General features: G+C 72.8%; 15 protein-coding genes and 1 riboswitch. Of the genes, 6 read left to right on the top strand and 9 right to left on the bottom strand.

From position 1 onward, the window contains the following. Window positions 1-76 precede the first annotated feature (76 nt). Both rimO and ACQPWW_RS08075 read right to left on the bottom strand, forming a co-directional pair. Window positions 77-1,585: a 30S ribosomal protein S12 methylthiotransferase RimO gene (gene rimO / locus ACQPWW_RS08080; RefSeq protein ID WP_433130656.1), complete on the bottom strand. Its 1,509-nt coding sequence runs from the start codon at window positions 1,583-1,585 to the stop codon at window positions 77-79. A gap of 104 nt (window positions 1,586-1,689) precedes the next feature. After that, window positions 1,690-2,613: an ornithine cyclodeaminase family protein gene (locus tag ACQPWW_RS08075; protein WP_433130654.1), complete on the bottom strand. Its 924-nt coding sequence runs from the start codon at window positions 2,611-2,613 to the stop codon at window positions 1,690-1,692. 120 nt (window positions 2,614-2,733) lie between these two features. Continuing rightward, window positions 2,734-2,800: riboswitch (guanidine-III (ykkC-III) riboswitch) on the top strand. A gap of 60 nt (window positions 2,801-2,860) precedes the next feature. Between ACQPWW_RS08075 and ACQPWW_RS08070 the strand changes: the two genes are divergently transcribed. Both ACQPWW_RS08070 and ACQPWW_RS08065 read left to right on the top strand, forming a co-directional pair. Then, a complete protein-coding gene (locus ACQPWW_RS08070; RefSeq protein ID WP_433130652.1) occupies window positions 2,861-3,175 on the top strand; it encodes a DMT family transporter in 315 nt (104 codons plus the stop codon). Window positions 3,176-3,257: 82 nt separating this feature from the next. Continuing rightward, window positions 3,258-3,500, top strand: coding sequence for a hypothetical protein (locus ACQPWW_RS08065; protein ID WP_433130650.1), 243 nt, complete (start codon window positions 3,258-3,260; stop codon window positions 3,498-3,500). Window positions 3,501-3,593: 93 nt separating this feature from the next. On the opposite strand, the gene ACQPWW_RS08060 is transcribed toward ACQPWW_RS08065, so the two are convergent. Further along, window positions 3,594-6,050 carry a DNA translocase FtsK gene (locus ACQPWW_RS08060; RefSeq protein ID WP_433130648.1) on the bottom strand — a complete coding sequence of 819 codons (2,457 nt, stop codon included), beginning with the start codon at window positions 6,048-6,050 and terminating at the stop codon, window positions 3,594-3,596. Between the two features lie 113 nt (window positions 6,051-6,163). On the opposite strand from ACQPWW_RS08060, the gene ACQPWW_RS08055 reads away from it, so the two are divergent. Together ACQPWW_RS08055 and ACQPWW_RS08050 are read left to right on the top strand one after the other, a co-directional pair. Continuing rightward, window positions 6,164-6,643 carry a YbjN domain-containing protein gene (locus ACQPWW_RS08055; RefSeq protein ID WP_433130646.1) on the top strand — a complete coding sequence of 160 codons (480 nt, stop codon included), beginning with the start codon at window positions 6,164-6,166 and terminating at the stop codon, window positions 6,641-6,643. Beyond that, window positions 6,640-8,307 (top strand): YbjN domain-containing protein, encoded by a 1,668-nt coding sequence (locus ACQPWW_RS08050; RefSeq protein WP_433130644.1) that lies wholly within the window; start codon window positions 6,640-6,642, stop codon window positions 8,305-8,307. The genes ACQPWW_RS08055 and ACQPWW_RS08050 overlap by 4 nt, the downstream gene beginning before the upstream one ends. A gap of 85 nt (window positions 8,308-8,392) precedes the next feature. Here ACQPWW_RS08050 and ACQPWW_RS08045 read toward each other — a convergent pair whose 3' ends face one another. From ACQPWW_RS08045 to ACQPWW_RS08025, 5 genes are all read right to left on the bottom strand, one after another. Continuing rightward, window positions 8,393-10,081, bottom strand: coding sequence for a ribonuclease J (locus ACQPWW_RS08045; RefSeq protein WP_433130642.1), 1,689 nt, complete (start codon window positions 10,079-10,081; stop codon window positions 8,393-8,395). Window positions 10,082-10,133: 52 nt separating this feature from the next. Then, on the bottom strand, window positions 10,134-11,060 hold the full coding sequence (gene dapA, locus ACQPWW_RS08040) for a 4-hydroxy-tetrahydrodipicolinate synthase (RefSeq protein ID WP_433130640.1): 927 nt from the start codon (window positions 11,058-11,060) through the stop codon (window positions 10,134-10,136). A 47-nt stretch (window positions 11,061-11,107) separates the two neighbouring features. Further along, window positions 11,108-11,848, bottom strand: coding sequence for an FAD-dependent thymidylate synthase (gene thyX, locus ACQPWW_RS08035; protein ID WP_433134206.1), 741 nt, complete (start codon window positions 11,846-11,848; stop codon window positions 11,108-11,110). Between the two features lie 517 nt (window positions 11,849-12,365). Beyond that, on the bottom strand, window positions 12,366-12,896 hold the full coding sequence (locus ACQPWW_RS08030; RefSeq protein WP_433134204.1) for a DUF2752 domain-containing protein: 531 nt from the start codon (window positions 12,894-12,896) through the stop codon (window positions 12,366-12,368). Window positions 12,897-13,011: 115 nt separating this feature from the next. Next, complete coding sequence (locus ACQPWW_RS08025; RefSeq protein ID WP_433130638.1) at window positions 13,012-14,241, bottom strand: winged helix-turn-helix domain-containing protein; 1,230 nt, start codon at window positions 14,239-14,241, stop codon at window positions 13,012-13,014. Between the two features lie 79 nt (window positions 14,242-14,320). On the opposite strand from ACQPWW_RS08025, the gene ACQPWW_RS08020 reads away from it, so the two are divergent. Continuing rightward, window positions 14,321-14,872 (top strand): N-acetyltransferase family protein, encoded by a 552-nt coding sequence (locus ACQPWW_RS08020; protein WP_433130636.1) that lies wholly within the window; start codon window positions 14,321-14,323, stop codon window positions 14,870-14,872. On the opposite strand, the gene ACQPWW_RS08015 is transcribed toward ACQPWW_RS08020, so the two are convergent. Further along, window positions 14,771-16,045, bottom strand: a complete 1,275-nt coding sequence (locus ACQPWW_RS08015) for a glycosyltransferase family 87 protein (RefSeq protein WP_433130634.1) — start codon at window positions 16,043-16,045, stop codon at window positions 14,771-14,773. The genes ACQPWW_RS08020 and ACQPWW_RS08015 overlap by 102 nt on opposite strands. 35 nt (window positions 16,046-16,080) lie before the next feature. On the opposite strand from ACQPWW_RS08015, the gene ACQPWW_RS08010 reads away from it, so the two are divergent. Next, entirely contained in the window at window positions 16,081-16,677 is a 597-nt protein-coding gene (locus tag ACQPWW_RS08010; RefSeq protein WP_433130632.1) for an N-acetyltransferase family protein, read from the top strand. Window positions 16,678-16,714: the final 37 nt, after the last annotated feature.

Genomic DNA, 16,714 nt, shown 5'->3' with positions numbered 1-16,714 from the left:
GCCGCACTCCGCTCGGCCCGCCGTGGCGTTCCCGGCACCGCACCACTGGGCTCCCCCGCTCCGCCTGGGCCCACCGTCACCGTGCCGCGCCGGGCGCCGCCGAGATCATCTCATCCGGCACCGCCAGCAGGTCCACCCCTTCGGTGCCGGTCACCGTCGCGCGCACCAGGTCACCCGGGCGCAGCGCGGCGAGGTCGACCCCACCGTCGGCCGGGGCGACCAGGGTGGTGGAACCGTCCACCTCCGGCGCCTGGTGGGCCGCCCGACCCTCCACCACGCCGTCCTCGATCGAGTCGACAAGCACCTCGACTGTCGAGCCGAGCCGGTCCTCGGCCCGCTGCGAGCACAGCTCGTCGGCGAGCGCGCTCAGCCGGTCGTAGCGCCGCTTGATCGTCGCGGCGGAGATCTTGCCGGGCAGGCCGGCGGCCTCGGTGCCGTCCTCGTCGCTGTAGTCGAACATCCCGATCGCGTCCAGCCGGGCCTCGGTCAGGAACCGGACCAGCTCGTCGACGTCGGCACGGGTCTCGCCCGGGAAACCGACGATGAAGTTGCTCCGGGCGCCCGCCTCCGGGGCCAACGCACGGGCGCCCGCGAGCAGCTCCAGGAAACGGTCGGTGGAGCCGAAACGCCGCATCCGCCGCAGCACCGGCTCGCTGGAGTGCTGGAACGACAGGTCGAAGTACGCGGCCACACCCGGGGTGTTGGCGATCGCCTCGACCAGCCCGGGTCGGGTCTCCGCCGGCTGGAGGTAGCTCGCCCGCACCCGGACGATGCCGGTCACCGCGGCGAGCTGCGGCAGCAGCTTCTCCAACGCGCGGGGATCGCCGAGATCCTTGCCGTACGAGGTGGAGTTCTCGCTGACCAGCACCAGCTCCCGTACGCCGGTCTTGGCCAGCCACTCCGCCTCGGCGAGCAACTCGTCCGGGGTACGCGAGACGAACGCCCCCCGGAAGGCGGGAATGGCACAGAACGCGCAACGCCGGTCACAGCCGCTGGCCAGCTTCAACGAGGCCACCGGGCCGGTGTCCAGTCGGCGGCGCAGCACCTGGCGCAGGTGCGCGGGGGTGTGCTCGTCGGTGTCGACGGCGGTGCGGCTCACGGTGCCGTGCCCGGGCAGCGACACGGCGTTGTCGCGCCGCTTCACCGGGGTCAGCGGCAGCAGCTCACGCCGGTCCCGGGGGGTGTGCGCGGTGATCTGCTCACCGGCGACGACCGCGTTCAGCCGGGCGGCGATGTCCGGGTAGTCGTCGAAGCTCAGCACCGCCTGCGCCTCGGGCAGGCTGTCGGCCAGCTCCCGGCCGTACCGCTCGGCCATGCAGCCCGCCGCGACCACCTTGGCGCCGGTGCCGGCCGCGGCGAGCAGGGTCTGGATGGAATCCTGCTTGGCCTTCTCCACGAAGCCGCAGGTGTTGACGACCACCACGTCGGCGCCCTCGCCGTCGGTGGTCACCTGCCAGCCGTCGGCGTGCAGCCGTGCGGCCAGCTCCTCCGAGTCGACCTCGTTGCGGGCACAGCCCAGGGTGAGCAGGGCGACGCGACGGCCCTCGGCGTTGTCAGAGGGAGAAGGAGAGGTGGCAGACACCATCCGAGGGTACCGGGCCGTCCGGGGAAGCCCACGCACGCGGGGCTGCGGTGACGGCCGGACGGGCGCCGCGACGCCGAATCGGCCACCCTGTCCCCCGCCGGCGCTCAGCGCGCCACGGCGCCCATGCGGGTCAACGCATCGAGCAGGAAGACCTCCGTGCCGGCCAGGCCGGTGGAGCAGAAGACCGAGATCTGGTCCGCGGCGGTCCGGCCGGGGACGGCGCCGGCCAGGATGGCGCCCAGGTTGCGCAACCGCCCGGCGTACGGGGGCGTGGCCGCGAGCATCGGCGGCTGGTAGTCCGCCGCCTGGGCCGGCGAGTCGGTGACCAGCAGGTCGGCGGTGTCCAGCAGGTCGGTGCCGAACTCGCTGCGGTCACGCTGCTTGAAGCCGACCGCGTTGAGGTGCGTGCCGGGGCTGAGGTCGGCGGCGCGGAGCACCGGGGTCGGGCTGGTTGTGGCGAGCACCACGATGTCCCGCCCGGCCACGGCCGAGCCCGGGTCGGCCACCGTTCGGGCGGGCACGCCCAGCTCGGCGCGGATCCGCGCGGCGAGGGCATCCCGGCGGGCGGCGGATCGGCTGTGCACCACCACCTCACGCAACGGGCGGACCGCGGCGGCGGCCCAGACCTGGGTCCAGGCCTGCCGGCCGGAGCCGATCACGCCGAGGGTGGCCGCGTCCGGACGGGCCAGACGGTCGACCGCCACGCCCCCCAACCCTCCGGTACGACGGGAGCCCAACTCCTCGCCCACCGCTACCGCCCGGATCGCCCCGGTGCCCGCGTCGTGCAGAACCACCACCTGCTCGCTCTGCGGGTGGCCGAAGGTGTCGTAGGAGCGGAAGCCGTACCAGTCGCCGACCAGGTGCCCGGCGGTGAGCACCAGCCGCCCGCCGCTGAGCGGTGCGGCGGCCCGGGGCGGGGCCACGAGGCGTCCCTCGTACGCGGCCAGAAGGGCGGCCCGCATGGCGTCGACGGTGGTGGCGGCGTCCAGCGCGGCGGCGACCTCGGGATCGGCATAGATCAGCGTCATGGTGGCCATCCTGCAAGTTAGAGTCAAGTGCAGGTCAATACGGGGTGGCGGGAGTCACTGGGCCGTCGGCGCCCGACCCGTCCGCCACGACGACCGGGCGGTGCTAGCGTCGGCGTCGGTGGCCCGGTCGCCCGTGGCCATCCCGGACGAGTGGTGGGCGTACCCGGTCAGGCCAAGACGCCCCGCGACGTGCAGACCCGACTCGTCCCGGCCCCGGCGGCCCGGGCACTCCCGCATGAGGTGAACGATGGCCTGGCTGGTGTTGGTGATCTCCGGACTGCTGGAGACGGCCTGGGCGGTGGCCCTGGACCGCAGCGCCGGCCTCAGCCGGCTGGTCCCGTCAGTCGTGTTCGCGGTGACGCTGGTCCTGAGCATGGCCGGGTTGGCGTACGCGCTGCGCGAGATCCCGGTCGGCACCGGTTACGCGGTCTGGGTCGGCATCGGGGCGGTCGGCACCGCGCTGATCGGGATGCTGGCGCTCGGTGAGTCGGCGAGCCTGCCCCGGATCCTGTGCCTGTTGCTTGTGGTCTCCGGCGTGATCGGCCTGAAAATCTTCCACTGAGAAGCCACCCCGGCAGGCGTGGCCACCGCCCACAGTGGGTAGTGATCAATTCGTCACGACAGGCTCTCACCCGGAGGAAGACATGGCCGACCTGCCCAGCAACGCACGCCCCCGCGCCAACGCTGCCCGGATCCTCACCATCGTCGGCTTCGTCTTCGCGGTCCTCGCCCTGCTGATCTCCCCGATCGTCTTCGGGGTGCTCGGCATCGTCGCGGGCATCGTCGGCGCGGTGCTTGGTGACAAGCCGCTCGGCTGGTACGCCGCGGCGGCCAGCGTCGTCGGCGCGATCCTCGGCACCGTCATCGCCGCCGCCCTGCTCAACTGAACGCTTTCCCAGTCACGGGCCCGCCGGCTGCCGGCGGGCCCGTCGCGTTTCCCGGGGCCCGTCGCGTTTCCCGGGGTCGGTCGTCCCCGCCGGTCAGTCCACGTCGCCGCGCAGGCCGACCAGGACCTCCTCCAGCTCGTCCGGCTTGACCAGCACGTCACGCGCCTTCGACCCCTCGGACGGCCCGACCACCCCACGGGTCTCCATGAGGTCCATGAGACGGCCCGCCTTCGCGAAGCCGACCCGCAGCTTGCGCTGGAGCATCGAGGTCGAGCCAAACTGCGAGGTCACCACCAACTCCACCGCCTGCACCAACAGGTCGAGATCGTCACCGATGTCCTCGTCGATCTTCTTCTTGTTCTCCTGCGCGGGGGCCAGCACGTCCTTGCGGAACTCCGGCTCGCGCTGGTCCTTGCAGAACTTCACGACGTCGGCGATCTCCCGCTCGGTGACCCAGGCGCCCTGGATGCGGACCGGCTTGGAGGCGCCCATCGGCAGGAAGAGCCCGTCACCGCGGCCGAGCAGCTTCTCCGCGCCCGGCTGGTCGAGGATGACCCGGGAGTCCGCGAGCGAGGAGGTGGCGAACGCCAGCCGGGACGGCACGTTCGCCTTGATCAGACCGGTCACCACGTCGACCGAGGGCCGCTGGGTGGCCAACACCAGGTGGATGCCGGCCGCGCGGGCCAGCTGGGTGATCCGGACGACCGAGTCCTCCACGTCGCGCGGCGCGACCATCATCAGGTCGGCCAACTCGTCCACGATCACCAACAGGTACGGGTACGGGCGCATCTCCCGTTCGCTGCCCGGCGGGGCCTTGATCTCGCCGTTGCGGACCTTGCGGTTGAAGTCGTCGATGTGCCGGACCCCGTTTGCGGCGAGGTCGTCGTAGCGCATGTCCATCTCGCGGACCACCCAGTCCAGCGAGTCGGCCGCCTTCTTGGCATTCGTCACGATCGGGGTGACCAGGTGCGGGATGCCCTCGTAGCCGGTCATCTCGACCCGCTTCGGGTCGATCAGCAGCAGCCGGACCTCGTCCGGGGTGGCCCGGGTGAGGATGGACACCAGCAGGGTGTTGAGGCAGCTGGACTTGCCCGCGCCGGTGGCCCCCGCGATGAGGATGTGCGGCATCTTCGCGAGATTGGCCACCACGTAGCCGCCCTCGATGTCCTTGCCGAGCGCCACCACCATCGGGTGGTGGTCGCTTGTCGCCGCACGGGAGCGCAGCACGTCGCCGAGGGCCACGTTCTCCGGATCGGTGTTCGGGATCTCCACGCCGACCGCGCTCTTGCCCGGGATCGGGCTGAGGATCCGCACGTCCGGCGACTTCACCGCGTACGCGATGTTGCGGGAGAGCTGGGTGATCCGCTCGACCTTGACGCCGTGGCCCAGCTCGACCTCGTACCGGGTGACCGTCGGGCCCCGCGTGAAACCGGTGACCGCGGCGTCCACGTCGAACTGGTCGAACACACCGGTCAGCGCGGCGATCACCTCGTCGTTGGCCTTGCTGCGCGTCTTCGCGGCTGCCCCGGCGCTGAGCATGTTGGCCGGCGGCAGGGTGTAGTCCCCGGCCAGTCCGGTCAACGCGAGCTGCTCGGCCCGCGTCGGCGCGGGCGAGTGCTCCGGCGGCTCGACCGGCGGCCGGCGGCTCGCCGGCACCTTCGCCGGGGACTTGCGCGGCAGCACCATGGTCTCCTGGAGGTCCGCACCGTCCAGGTCCTCGAAGTCGTCCGGGTCCACCGGTGGAGGCGTCCGCTTCGCCGGCCGCCTCCGCGTCCGCTGGGCGGCCGGCTCGTCGGCCTCCTCGGCCTCCTCCGGCGCGGCGACCAGCCCGCCGGCCAACAGGCCCAGCCGCTCCGGGATCTTGTTGATCGGTGTCGCCGTCACCACGAGCAGACCGAAGAGCAGCAGCAGGATCAGCAGCGGCACCGCCACCCAGGCGGTGACCGCGCGCTCCAGCAGCCCGCCGATGCCCGCGCCGACCAGCCCGCCCGCGAAGTCCCGTTGCAGCGGGTTGGCCGGGGCCTGACCGATGTGGAGCAGCGCCGCGGTCGAGACGAGCAGTGAGCTCCAGCCGATCAACCCGCGGCCCCGGTGCTCCGGATCGACCGGCTGACGCATCAACCGCCAGGCCCCGATCATCAACAGCACCGGTACGACCACCGAGATCGCGCCCAGGAACAGCCGGATCGAGTCGGCCAGTCGCGCGCCCACCGGACCCGCTCCGGAAAGCCAGAGCGCCACGGCGGTGAGCAGGGCGAACCCGAACATCAGCAGCCCGGCGCCGTCCCGGCGGTGCTCCGGGTCGAGGTCGCGGGCGGAGGCGGCCTGCCGACCGGCGGCCCGCACCGCCCAGCCCATGCCGTGTGCCACGCCCATCCACAGTGCGCCGACGGCACGGCCCACGTAGACAGCAGCGCCGGGCCGGGCCGGCACGGTACGACGCCGAACCGGCGCCCGGGTCTTCTTCGCCGGTTGACGGGCACGACTGTTGGTGCCACCGCGCGGCGACGCGCCGCGCCGCCGGCTCGCCTGAGAGGTACGGCCCGCCATAGAGTCACGGTAACGGTGGGGCCGGGCAGAACCCCGCTTTTCCGGGTCGTGTCCGCGCGTCGCAACACGGGCCCCGCCGCCAGTCGTGATATCCGCCTCAGAAGGGATGCCCCATGGCGTCGCCGGAAACCGAGGGCGATCCGGGCGATCCGCTGGCCGGGCACCCGGGCGCGCTTCGCCCGCTGAGCGGTGACCTCGTCGCCGCGGTGCTCGCCGCCCGTGGCCGGCCCGTCAGCGTGACCCTGGACGGCGAGTTGGTGGGTCGCTTCGACGACAACATGATCTGGTTCCTCCGCCTCGGTGGGGACGGCGAGTTGCTCCAGGTCCGCACGATGGTCACTCCCACCTTCGGCATCGAGCAGGTGCCCGCCCTGTACGCGTTCTGCAACTCGTGGAACCACGACCGGCTCTGGCCCAAGGCGTTCGTACACGTCGACGACGACGGTCGGGCCCGGGTGTACGGCGAGGTGGTCACCGACCTGGAACGCGGGGTGACGTCGCACCAGCTCGACAAACTGCTCGACTGTGGCATCTCCACCGGCTGCCAGCTCGCCGTGGCGGTCCGTCGCCTGCCCGGCGCGGTGTCGTCGTGACCGGCCGGGACGAGTTCACCGGCAGCCGCACCGACCGGGCAGGCCACCGCGACGCGCCACCCGCCGGTGCCGTCGACCGGTTCGGCGGGAGCGCCCTGCCGGCCCTGACGGCCGCGCTCTCCGACGCCCGGGACCTGCCCGACGGCCCGGCCCGCCAGGTGGCCCTGGAGCGGCTCGCCGAACGCGCCGACGCCACCGGGGACGTCCGGTCCGGGATGGACGCCCGGTTCGCGCTGATCGAGGCGTACCTGCTGCACGGGGAGCGGTGGCGTCTGGTCGAGCCGGTCCGGCGCTGCCGGGCCGCCGCCGACCACCGGCCCGAGCTGCTCACCGACGTCGAGTCCGGGCTGCTGCTGCGCTACCAGCGGTACGCGGTGGAGGCGCTGCTCGGCACCCCGCGGGTCGGGCTGGACCAGACCCGTTCCCTGCTGCACGACCTGGCCCACCGGGTCGGCGCGGATGGTCCGGACACGCCAACCGTCGCGGAGCTGCACTGCCGGGTCGCCGACCACCTGGGCGACGAGCCCACCGCCCGCCACTGGTACGAGCGGTGGTGCGGCCGCCCGCCCGGCCCGGCCGGCGGCTGCCCGGGTTGCGCCCCGGCCCGGCGCGCGGAGCTGCTGGCCGGCTGGGGCGAGTGGCGAGCCGCGCTCGACGAGCTGCCGGAGACCGACGGCGCCCCGGAGACCTGCACCGACCAGCCCGAACGGAACCTGGTCGCCGGTCTGCTGCCCGCTCTCCGGGTCGGCGAGGCACAGCGGGCCGCGGCGGCACACGTGCGGGCGTACCGCCGGCACCGGCACGAGCCCGCCGCGTTCCCGCACCTCGCCGCGCACCTGCGGTTCTGCGCCCTGGGCGGGCACCTGGAACGCGGGCTGACCATCCTGGCCGAGCAACTGCCCCGACTGGACCGGCCGACCGACGACCTCGCCGCCATGGAGTTCGCCGCGGCCGGGGCGCTGGTCTGTGGTCTGGCCGTGGCGGCCGGGCGGGGCGGGCGAACTGTGCCCCGCCCGGCGTACGGCGAGCGGCCCGCCACCGAACCGGACGTGGCCGCCCTCGGCGCGCTGCTGCTCGGCGTGGCCAACGACCTGGCCGGCAGCTTCGACGCCCGCAACGGCACCGGCCACCACTCCGGCCGGATGGCCGCCTGGCTCGCCGAGAGACCGCTCGCGGCGCCGGTCCCGCTACCCGCCGACGACGAGCCGGATGGGTACGTCGAGCCCGACGTCGACGGGTCCGACGAGGAGGGCGGGTCGGAGCTGATGGCGCTGACCCTCGACATGATCATCGGAGTGCTGGACCGGCGCGGCGACAGGTACCTGGTGGAGGAGGGCGACCGGGTCGTCGGCCGGTGGGATGGCGTGGTGATCCAGTTCCAGCGGGCCGGCGAACGCGGTGAGGTGCTGCACGCCCGGGCCATGGCCGCCCGCCGGCTGCCGGCGACCCGTCGCGCCGAGGCGTACGCCTTCTGCAACGCCTGGAACCATGACCGCCTGCTGCCCAAGGCGTACGTGCACGACATCGGCGGGGAGTTGGTGCTGGCCGGGGACGTGGCCACCGACCTGACCCACGGAGTGGCCCCGGCGCAGCTGACGGTGTTGGTGGACGCCGCCATCGCCACCGGCGTCGCCTACGCCGAGGCGGTCGCCGCGCTCCCCTGAGTCGCGAAGAGGGCGACCCGTCGCGACGGTTCGGGCCGGCCACCGACATCCACGGGGATGTCGGCGACCGGCCCGGTCACCCGTGTCAGACTTCGACGACGGTGGGCACGATCATCGGACGACGACGGTACTTGTCGTTGACCCACCGGCCCACGGTCCGGCGGACGATCTGCTGGAGCTGGTGCGGGTCGGTGACGCCGTCCGCCGCGGCCCGGTTGAGCGCCTCGGTGACAAGCGGGACCACCGGGTTGAACGCCTCCGGGTCCTCGGAGAAGCCCTTCGCGGAGAGCGTCGGGCCGGCGACCACCTTGCCGGTGACCGAGTCCACGACCACTGTGGTGGCGATGAAGCCACCGTCACCGAGGATCCGTCGCTCGGTGAGCAGCGACTCGCTGACGTCACCGACGGCGAGGCCGTCCACGTAGACGTACCGGCTCTTCACCCGCCCGACCAGGCTGGCGCGGCCCTCGACCAGGTCGACCACGTCGCCGTCCTCGCAGATCACCACCCGGTCGGCGGCGACGCCGGACTCGATGCCGAGCCGGGCGTGGGCGCGCAGGTGCCGCCACTCGCCGTGCACCGGCATCAGGTTGCTGGGCCGGACCACGTTGAGCAGGTAGAGCAGCTCCCCGGCGGGGGCGTGCCCGGAGACGTGCACCTTCGCGACGTCCTTGTGGACGACCACCGCGCCGGCGCGGGCGAGCCGGTTGATCACCCGGTAGACCGAGGTCTCGTTGCCGGGCACCAGCGAGGAGGCCAGCACGACGGTGTCGCCGGGCGCGATGGTGATGTGCCGGTGGTCGCCGCTGGCCATCCGACCCAGCGCGCTCATCGGCTCCCCCTGCGAGCCGGTGGACATCAGCACGATCTCGTTCGGCGGCAGCGTGGTCGCCTCGTCGATGCTGATGACCAGGCCGTTCGGGATGTTGAGCAGGCCGAGGTCCCGGGCGATGCCCATGTTGCGGACCATGGACCGACCGATCAACGCGACCTTGCGGCCGTGCTCACCCGCGGAGTCGAAGACCTGCTGCACGCGGTGCACGTGCGAGGCGAACGAGGCCACGATGATGCGGCCCTTGGCCTTCGCGAAGATCGAGTCGAGCACCGGCCCGATCTCCCGCTCCGGGGTGACGAAGCCGGGGATCTCCGCGTTAGTGGAGTCGGACAGCAGCAGGTCGACGCCCTCGGCGCCGAGCCGGGCGAAGCCGGCCAGGTCGGTGATCCGGCCGTCCAGCGGCAACTGGTCCATCTTGAAGTCGCCGGTGTGCAGCACCAGACCGGCGGGGGTGCGGATGGCCACCGCGAGGGCGTCCGGGATCGAGTGGTTGACCGCGAAGAACTCACACTCGAACGGGCCGAGCCGCTCCCGGCCGCCCTCGCGCACGGTCAGCGTGTACGGCTGGATCCGCCGCTCGGCCAACTTGGCCTCGACCAGCGCGAGGGTGAACTGTGAGCCGACCAGCGGGATGTCGGGTTTGTGGGCGAGCAGGTACGGCACCGCGCCGATGTGGTCCTCGTGGCCGTGGGTCAGCACGATCGCCTGGACGTCGGCGAGCCGGTCGAGGATCGGGCCGAAGTCGGGCAGGATCAGATCCACGCCCGGTTGCTCGACGTCGGGGAAGAGCACCCCGCAGTCGACGATCAGCAACTTGCCGTCGTACTCGAAGACGGTCATGTTCCGACCGATGGCGCCGAGCCCGCCGAGCGGGATGATCCGCAGGCCGCCTTCCGGCAGCGGCGGGGGTAGTTCCGCCTCGATGTGCGCCTCGGTCACGCGTCCACCTCATTCTGCGACGCCGTCACTCGGCGCCCATCGTGTCGTTCGTTCATTCGGGCAGCTCCAGGCCCGCTGCCGCGAAGTCCGCGCGCAGCTGGGCGATCTCGTCGGTGGTGGCGTCCACGAGCGGGGGGCGCACCGGGCCGGCCGGCAGGCCCAGCGATGCCAGGCCCGCCTTCACCAGGATGGTTCCCTGGGTGCGGAAGATGCCGGTGAACAGCGGCAGCAGCCGCCGGTGCAGGGCAAGCGCGGCCGGCATGTCCCCCGCGTCGTACGCCTCGATCATCTGTGCGGTCAGCGCCCCGGTGAAGTGCGTCGAGGTGCCGACCACGCCCGCGCTGCCAACGGCCAGCGCCGGCAGGGTGAGCGCGTCCTCGCCGCAGTAGAAGGCGAGGTCGGTCCGGCTGGTCACCCAGCTGGTGGCGGTCAGGTCGCTCTTGGCGTCCTTGACCGCGACGATCCGGCCGTGCTCGGCGAGCCGGACCAGCGTCTCGGTGTCGATCGGCACGCCGGAGCGGTGTGGGATGTCGTACAACATCACGGGGACGCCGGTGGCGTCGGCGACGGCGGTGAAGTGCCGCAGCAACCCGCTCTGCGGCGGCTTGTTGTAGTACGGGGTGACCACCAGCAGGCCGTGTGCACCCGCCTTCTCGGCGGCGGCGGCCAGCTCGATGGTGTGCCGGGTGTCGTTGGTGCCGACCCCGGCGACCACCTTGGCACGGTCACCGACGGCCTCCACCACGGCCCGGATCAGGTGTTCCTTCTCCGCGTCGGTGGTGGTCGGCGACTCGCCGGTGGTGCCGTTGACCACCAGCGCGTCGTTGCCCTGCTCGTCGACCAGGTGGCTCGCCAGCCGGGCGGCGCCGTCCAGGTCGAGCGAGCCGTCGGGGGTGAACGGGCTCACCATGGCGGTGAGCAGCCGGCCGAAGGGGCGGGACGCCGGTCGGGCGGCGGCGTCGAGGTGGTCGAGCGTCATACCCTCCAACCTAGCGGACGACCTGCCGGGGCCCGCCGGGGAAGGGCTCAGGACGCCTCGTGCGGGCTGGCCGCCACCTCGGTGCCGTCCGGCAGCGTGGAGATCACGAAGTCGGCGAACACGTTCGGGGCGACTCCCTGCAGCTGGCGCAGGCACTCCACGGCCAGCTCACGGATCTCCACGTCGGCGTGCTCGGTGGCGCGCATCGCGACGAAGTGCCGCCAGGCCCGGTAGTTGCCGCTGACCACGATCCGCGTCTCGGTGGCGTTGGGCAGCACCGCCCGGGCGGCCTGCCGGGCCTGCTTGCGGCGCAGCGTCGGGTTCGGCTCGTCGGAGAAGCGCTGCTCGAGGCCCTCCAGCAACTCGGTGTACGCCTGAACGCTCGCCTCGGCGACCGCCACGAACTTCTTGTGCAGCTCCGGGTCGTCGGCGATGACCGCCGGCTCGACCATTGCCGCGTCCCGCTCCGGGACGTAGCGCTGGGACAACTGGGAGTACGAGAAGTGCCGGTGCCGGATCAGCTCGTGGGTGAACGAGCGGGACACCCCGGTGAAGTAGAAGGTCACCGACCCGTGCTCCAGCACCGAGAGGTGCCCGACGTCGAGGATGTGCGCCAGATAGCCGGCGTTCGTGGCGGTCGCCGGATTCGGCTTCTTCCAGGACTGGTAACAGGCCCGGCCGGCGAATTCGGCGAGCGCCTGGCCACCCTCCGCATCGGTCGACCACGGCACGTCGTCCGGGGCCGCGAACTGGGTCCACGCGATCAACTTGACCTGGGGCTGCACCATCTCCGGCATTCCTGGGACTGTAGTGGCCGTCGGTCCCGAGCCCAACTCGGGCTCGCGGTGCAGAAACCGCCCAGCTACCACCAAATCAGCGACGCCTTCCCCACCAGCGGGCCATAGGTGTCCAAGATCTCGACGAGGCACCGCCGGCCCCCTAATGCCTCTCCGGTTGCCTGTAGAGCTGCCCCGAATCTGGGGCAGCTCTACAGGCGTCCCCCGGGGAGCAGGCGAGGCCGCGAAGGCCAGTCCGGGGCAGGCCTCACCCCGAAGGCCAGTCCGGGACAGGCCTCACCCGAAGGCCAGTCCTGGGCAGGCGACGCGCCGGATGCCGGTCCCTCAGCCAGGCGTCGCCCCAAGGCCAATCCGGGGCAGGCATCGCCGCGAAGGCCGGTCCGGAGCCCGTGCCCCACAACTGGGGCAGCTCTACAGGGAGACGGCGAGGTCATGCCCTGCCCACGGAGGAGTCGTGCGGCCCGCACGACGTCGGTTGACGCCCTCGGGAGCCCGGAGGGCGGACGGGTCAGACGTAGAGCGAGGTGAACGGCGCCCAGGGCAGATTGCGGAGCACCGAGAAGGCCAGCCACACGCCCAGGAACCCGACGATGACCTTCGAGCTGATCCGCAGCTCCGGCAGTCGCCAACCGAACGCCTGGTTGCCCGCCCAGGCCACGAAGAGGTACGCGAGGAACGGCAACGCGAAAACGAACAGGAAGTGGTGCCGGGCAGCTGCCGGCAGGTCGCCGTGCAGCACGTACCAGAGTGCGCGGGTGCCGCCGCAGCCTGGGCAGTCGAGCCCGGTGGTGAGCTTGAGCAGACAGGTGGGCGCGGCGTCCGGGGCGGCGTCGGCCGGGTCGCTGAGGAGCGCGTAACCCATGCCCGCGGCGACGCAGCCGACCGCGGCCAGCGGCACCGCCCAGCGCGGTGAACGCTCGTAGAGGCGCAGCACGAACCGGGTGAGCCGGTCCGGCTCGGGCGCCGGGTAGCCACCCGGCGGGGTCGTCGGCCAACCACCCGGACCAACGCCACCCGGACCAACGCCAGCCGGACCCATGCCATCCGGGCCAGCCCCAGCCGGACCAACGCCGGCCGGGTCAGCCGGCACGGTGTGCACCGCCCCGGGGGCGGGCTGCGGCTGGTCGACCGGACCGGGAACGCTCGTCACGCGCTCACGGTACACCGGACACGCCGGCCAACGCGGCGGTGAGCGGACCGGCCAGGTCGCCGGCCAGCGGCGGTGCCACCGCGTCCAGGCCGAGCCAGCCGGCCAGCCGGTACAGCTCGGCGGCGAGCGCCACGGCGGTCTCCTCCGGGTCGGCGCCGGGCTCGACCCAGGCGGCCGGCACGAGCAGCACACCGGCCTTGCGGTCGGCCTTCAGGTCGACCCGGGCGGTGAACCGGTCGCCCTGCAGGAAGGGAAGCACGTAGTAGCCGTAGACCCGCTGCGGCGCGGGGACGTAGATCTCGATCCGGTAGGTGAAGTCGAACAGCCGCTCGGTGCGGGCCCGTTCCCAGACCAGCGGGTCGAAGGGGCTGACAAGTGTGTTGCCGCGAATCCAACGGGGCAGCCGGGCGGACGCGTGCAGCCAGGCCGGCTGACGCCAACCCGCCACGGTGACCGGCACCAGCTCACCGGCCTCGGCCAGCTCGGCGACGGCCTGCCGGGCGCCGGCCAGCGGCAGCCGAAAATAGTCGCGCAACTCCGGCTCGGCGGCCACCCCGAGCGACCGCGCGGCACGGGCCACCAGCGTGCGGTACGCCTCGGCGTCGGTCGGGGTTGGCGCGGCCAGCACCGCCGCGGGCAGCACGCGCTCAGGCAGGTCGTAGCGGCGGGCGAAGGAGGTGCTGCGCTCCGCGGCGGCCACCTCACCAGCCCAGAAGAGGAACTCCAGGGCCCGCTTGACCGCCGACCAGTTCCACCCCCAGTTGCCGGTCTCCCGCGGTGCGTCGTGCTCGATCTCGGCAGCGGTCAGCGGGCCGCGGGCAGCCACCTCGTCGCGAACCCAGGCGACCAGCTCCGGCTGCTCCACCGCGATCCGCCGCATGCCGCCCCAGGACTCACTCCGCGCCCGGGCCATCCGCCAGCGCAGCATCGGGTGCAGCTCGACCGGGACCAACGACGCCTCGTGCCCCCAGTATTCGAACAGCTCCCGCGGGCGCCGGTAGGCAGCCTGGTCGAGCAGCGTGGTCGGGTAGGGGCCGAGCCGGCTGTAGAGCGGCAGGTAGTGCGCGCGTTGCAGCACGTTTACCGAGTCCATCTGGATCAGACCGACCCGGTCGAGCACCCGACGCAGGTGCCGGCGGGTGGGCACGCCGGCGGGCGCCGGGTCGGCGAAGCCCTGAGCGGCGAGCGCCACCCGACGAGCCTGGGCGAGGGAGAGTGATTCCGGTGCGGCCATCGTCGGCGACCTTAATTCATCGGTACGACGCCGGTGCGGGAAGCTGGACGCGACGACCAACGGGGCATAGAACGGTGCAATGCTGACCATCCGTCGGGAGGAGCCGGACGACGCCGAGGCGGTCGCCCGGGTGCACGTGCACGGCTGGCAGGCGGGCTACGCCGGCTTCATGCCAGACGAGGTGCTGGACCGGCTGAACGTGGCGGCCTGGGCGCAGCGCCGCCGCGACCTCGGCACCGCCGATCCGGAGCACCCGTTCACCACAGTGCTCGGCGAGGTGGACGGGCTGGTCGTCGGCTTCACCACCTTCGGGCCGTACCGCCGCAACCAGGACCGGGACGACCTGGACCCGACGGTCGGTGAGGTGGTGGCGCTGTACGTGGAGCCGGCGTACTGGGGGGACGGGACCGCCGCCGCGCTGCTGGCCGCCGCTCGGGTCGGGCTCGCCGAGCGGGGCTGGAGCGGGTACCGGGCGTGGGTTCTGGCGGACAACCGGCGGGCCCGCCGGTTCTGCGCGCGGGCCGGGCTGTCAACGGACGGTGAGCGGTCGACCTACCATGTGCCGCTCGCCGGTGGGCAGCCCCCGGTCAGTCTGGTCGAGCTGCGGTACGCCGGACTCCTCGACAACTGACCCGGGCGGGGTCAGCCAGCCGCGGATCGGCAGGAAGGCCAGCAGCGCGAGGCTGATCCACACGTAGGCGTTGCTGCCCAGGAAGCCGTCGAGGCCGGTGAAGTCCTTCTCCCAGAACCAGACGGTCCGGCTGATCAGCAGCGCGTACCCGATGGTCGCGGCGACAAGCAGGACCCGGCGACGGCGGCCGGCCGGCGCGGCCATCGCGTTGTCGACAAGTAGGATCAACGCGGGCAGCAGCCAGACCAGGTGGTGCACCCAGGTGACCGGGCTGACCAGGCACATCACCGCGCCGGTCAACGCCAGGCCGGTCGCCTCGTCACCGGCCCGGACGGCGGCCCGGGACCGCCAGGCCCAGAGCGCCAGGGTGCCGAGCACCAGCAGCAGCCACAGCAGGGTGCTCGGGTGCTCCGGGTCGAGTCGGGCGACCACGCCGCGCAGCGACTGGTTGGAGACGAAGGCCAACTCCCCCACCCGTCCGGTGTTCCACAGCGCCTCGGTCCAGAACTCCCGGGACGCGTCCGGGAAGAGCGCACCGGCCAGCAGCGACACCCCGGCGGCCGTCCCGCAGGCGGTGAGCGCCGCCCGCCATCGCCCCGTCACCAGCAGGTAGACGATGAAGACGCCCGGGGTCAGTTTGATCGCGGTGGCGAGCCCGATGCCCACCCCGGCCCACCGGTTGCCGGCCGGCAGCAGCCGCAGCAGATCCACCGCCACCAGGAAGAGCAGCAGCGTGTTGACCTGCCCGAAGTTGATCGTCTCCCGCATCGGCTCGAACGCGGCGGCCAGGCAGAGCGCCACCGCGAGGGCGAACCACCGGGTCCAGCCGGCGCGGCGGGCGATCGGGTCGACAAGCCACCAGATCAGCACCGTGGTGGTGGCCACGCTGGCGAGCACGCTCACCACGATCGCGGCCGACCACGGCAGGTACGCCATCGGCAGCATCACCAGGGCGGCGAACGGCGGATAGGTGAAGCCGTACTGGGTGCCCGGCTTGAGGTAGTCGTAGATCTCCCCGCCGTCGTGCACCCACCAGGTCAACGCGCCGTAGTAGACCTTCAGGTCGAAGAAACCGTGCCGCACGGCGGCGACGGCGAGGAACGCGGCGACCGCCGCGGCGAGCACCACAACCCCGACGACCTGCCCGGTCGTCCTCCTGGCACCCTGCGCCACCGTCGCCTCCCTCGCCCTGCGTAGGCTTCCGTCCCATGGCTCTCGGGTACGTCCGCCCGGCGCGTCCTGAGGACGCCGGCGAGATCGCACGCATCCAACTCGCGACCTGGCGGGTCGCGTACCGCCGGATCCTGCCTCGACACGTGCTCGACAACCTGGACGAGACGTTCCTCGCCCGGCGGTGGAACGCCGCGGTGCTGGAGCCGCCCTCGGGCGCGCACCGGGTGCTGGTCGCCGTCGAACAGGCCGAGCAATCGTATCTGGTGGGGTTCGCCGCCTCCGGGCCGGCCGACGCCGAGGCGCTGGCCCCGGGCGAGCCGGCCGACGCGCTCGGCCCGGACGTGGCCGCCGTGACCGATCTGCTTGTGGAGCCGCGGTGGGGCCGGCGGGGGCACGGCAGCCGGCTGCTCGCCGCGACCGTCGACCTGTGGCGGGAGGACGGCCTGAGCCGGGCGGTGGCCTGGGCGTTCGAGGGCGACGAGGCGACCCGGGCGTTTCTCACGAGCACCGGTTGGGAGCCCGACGGCGCGGCCCGGGCGCTGGACGTCGACGACATGCTCGTGCCCCAGGTGCGCCTGCACGTGGGCGTACCAGCCGAGAAGGTGGCGGCCGACGACGAGCCTGCCGGCTGACCAGCGCTGACGCCCGGACCCTGACGCCGACGGCCGG

Source organism: Micromonospora sp. CA-240977, from assembly GCF_050942285.1.
Lineage (GTDB): Bacteria > Actinomycetota > Actinomycetes > Mycobacteriales > Micromonosporaceae > Micromonospora.
The sequence above is the reverse complement of the archived record's forward strand: the minus strand, read 5'-3'. Positions and strand labels throughout refer to the sequence as shown.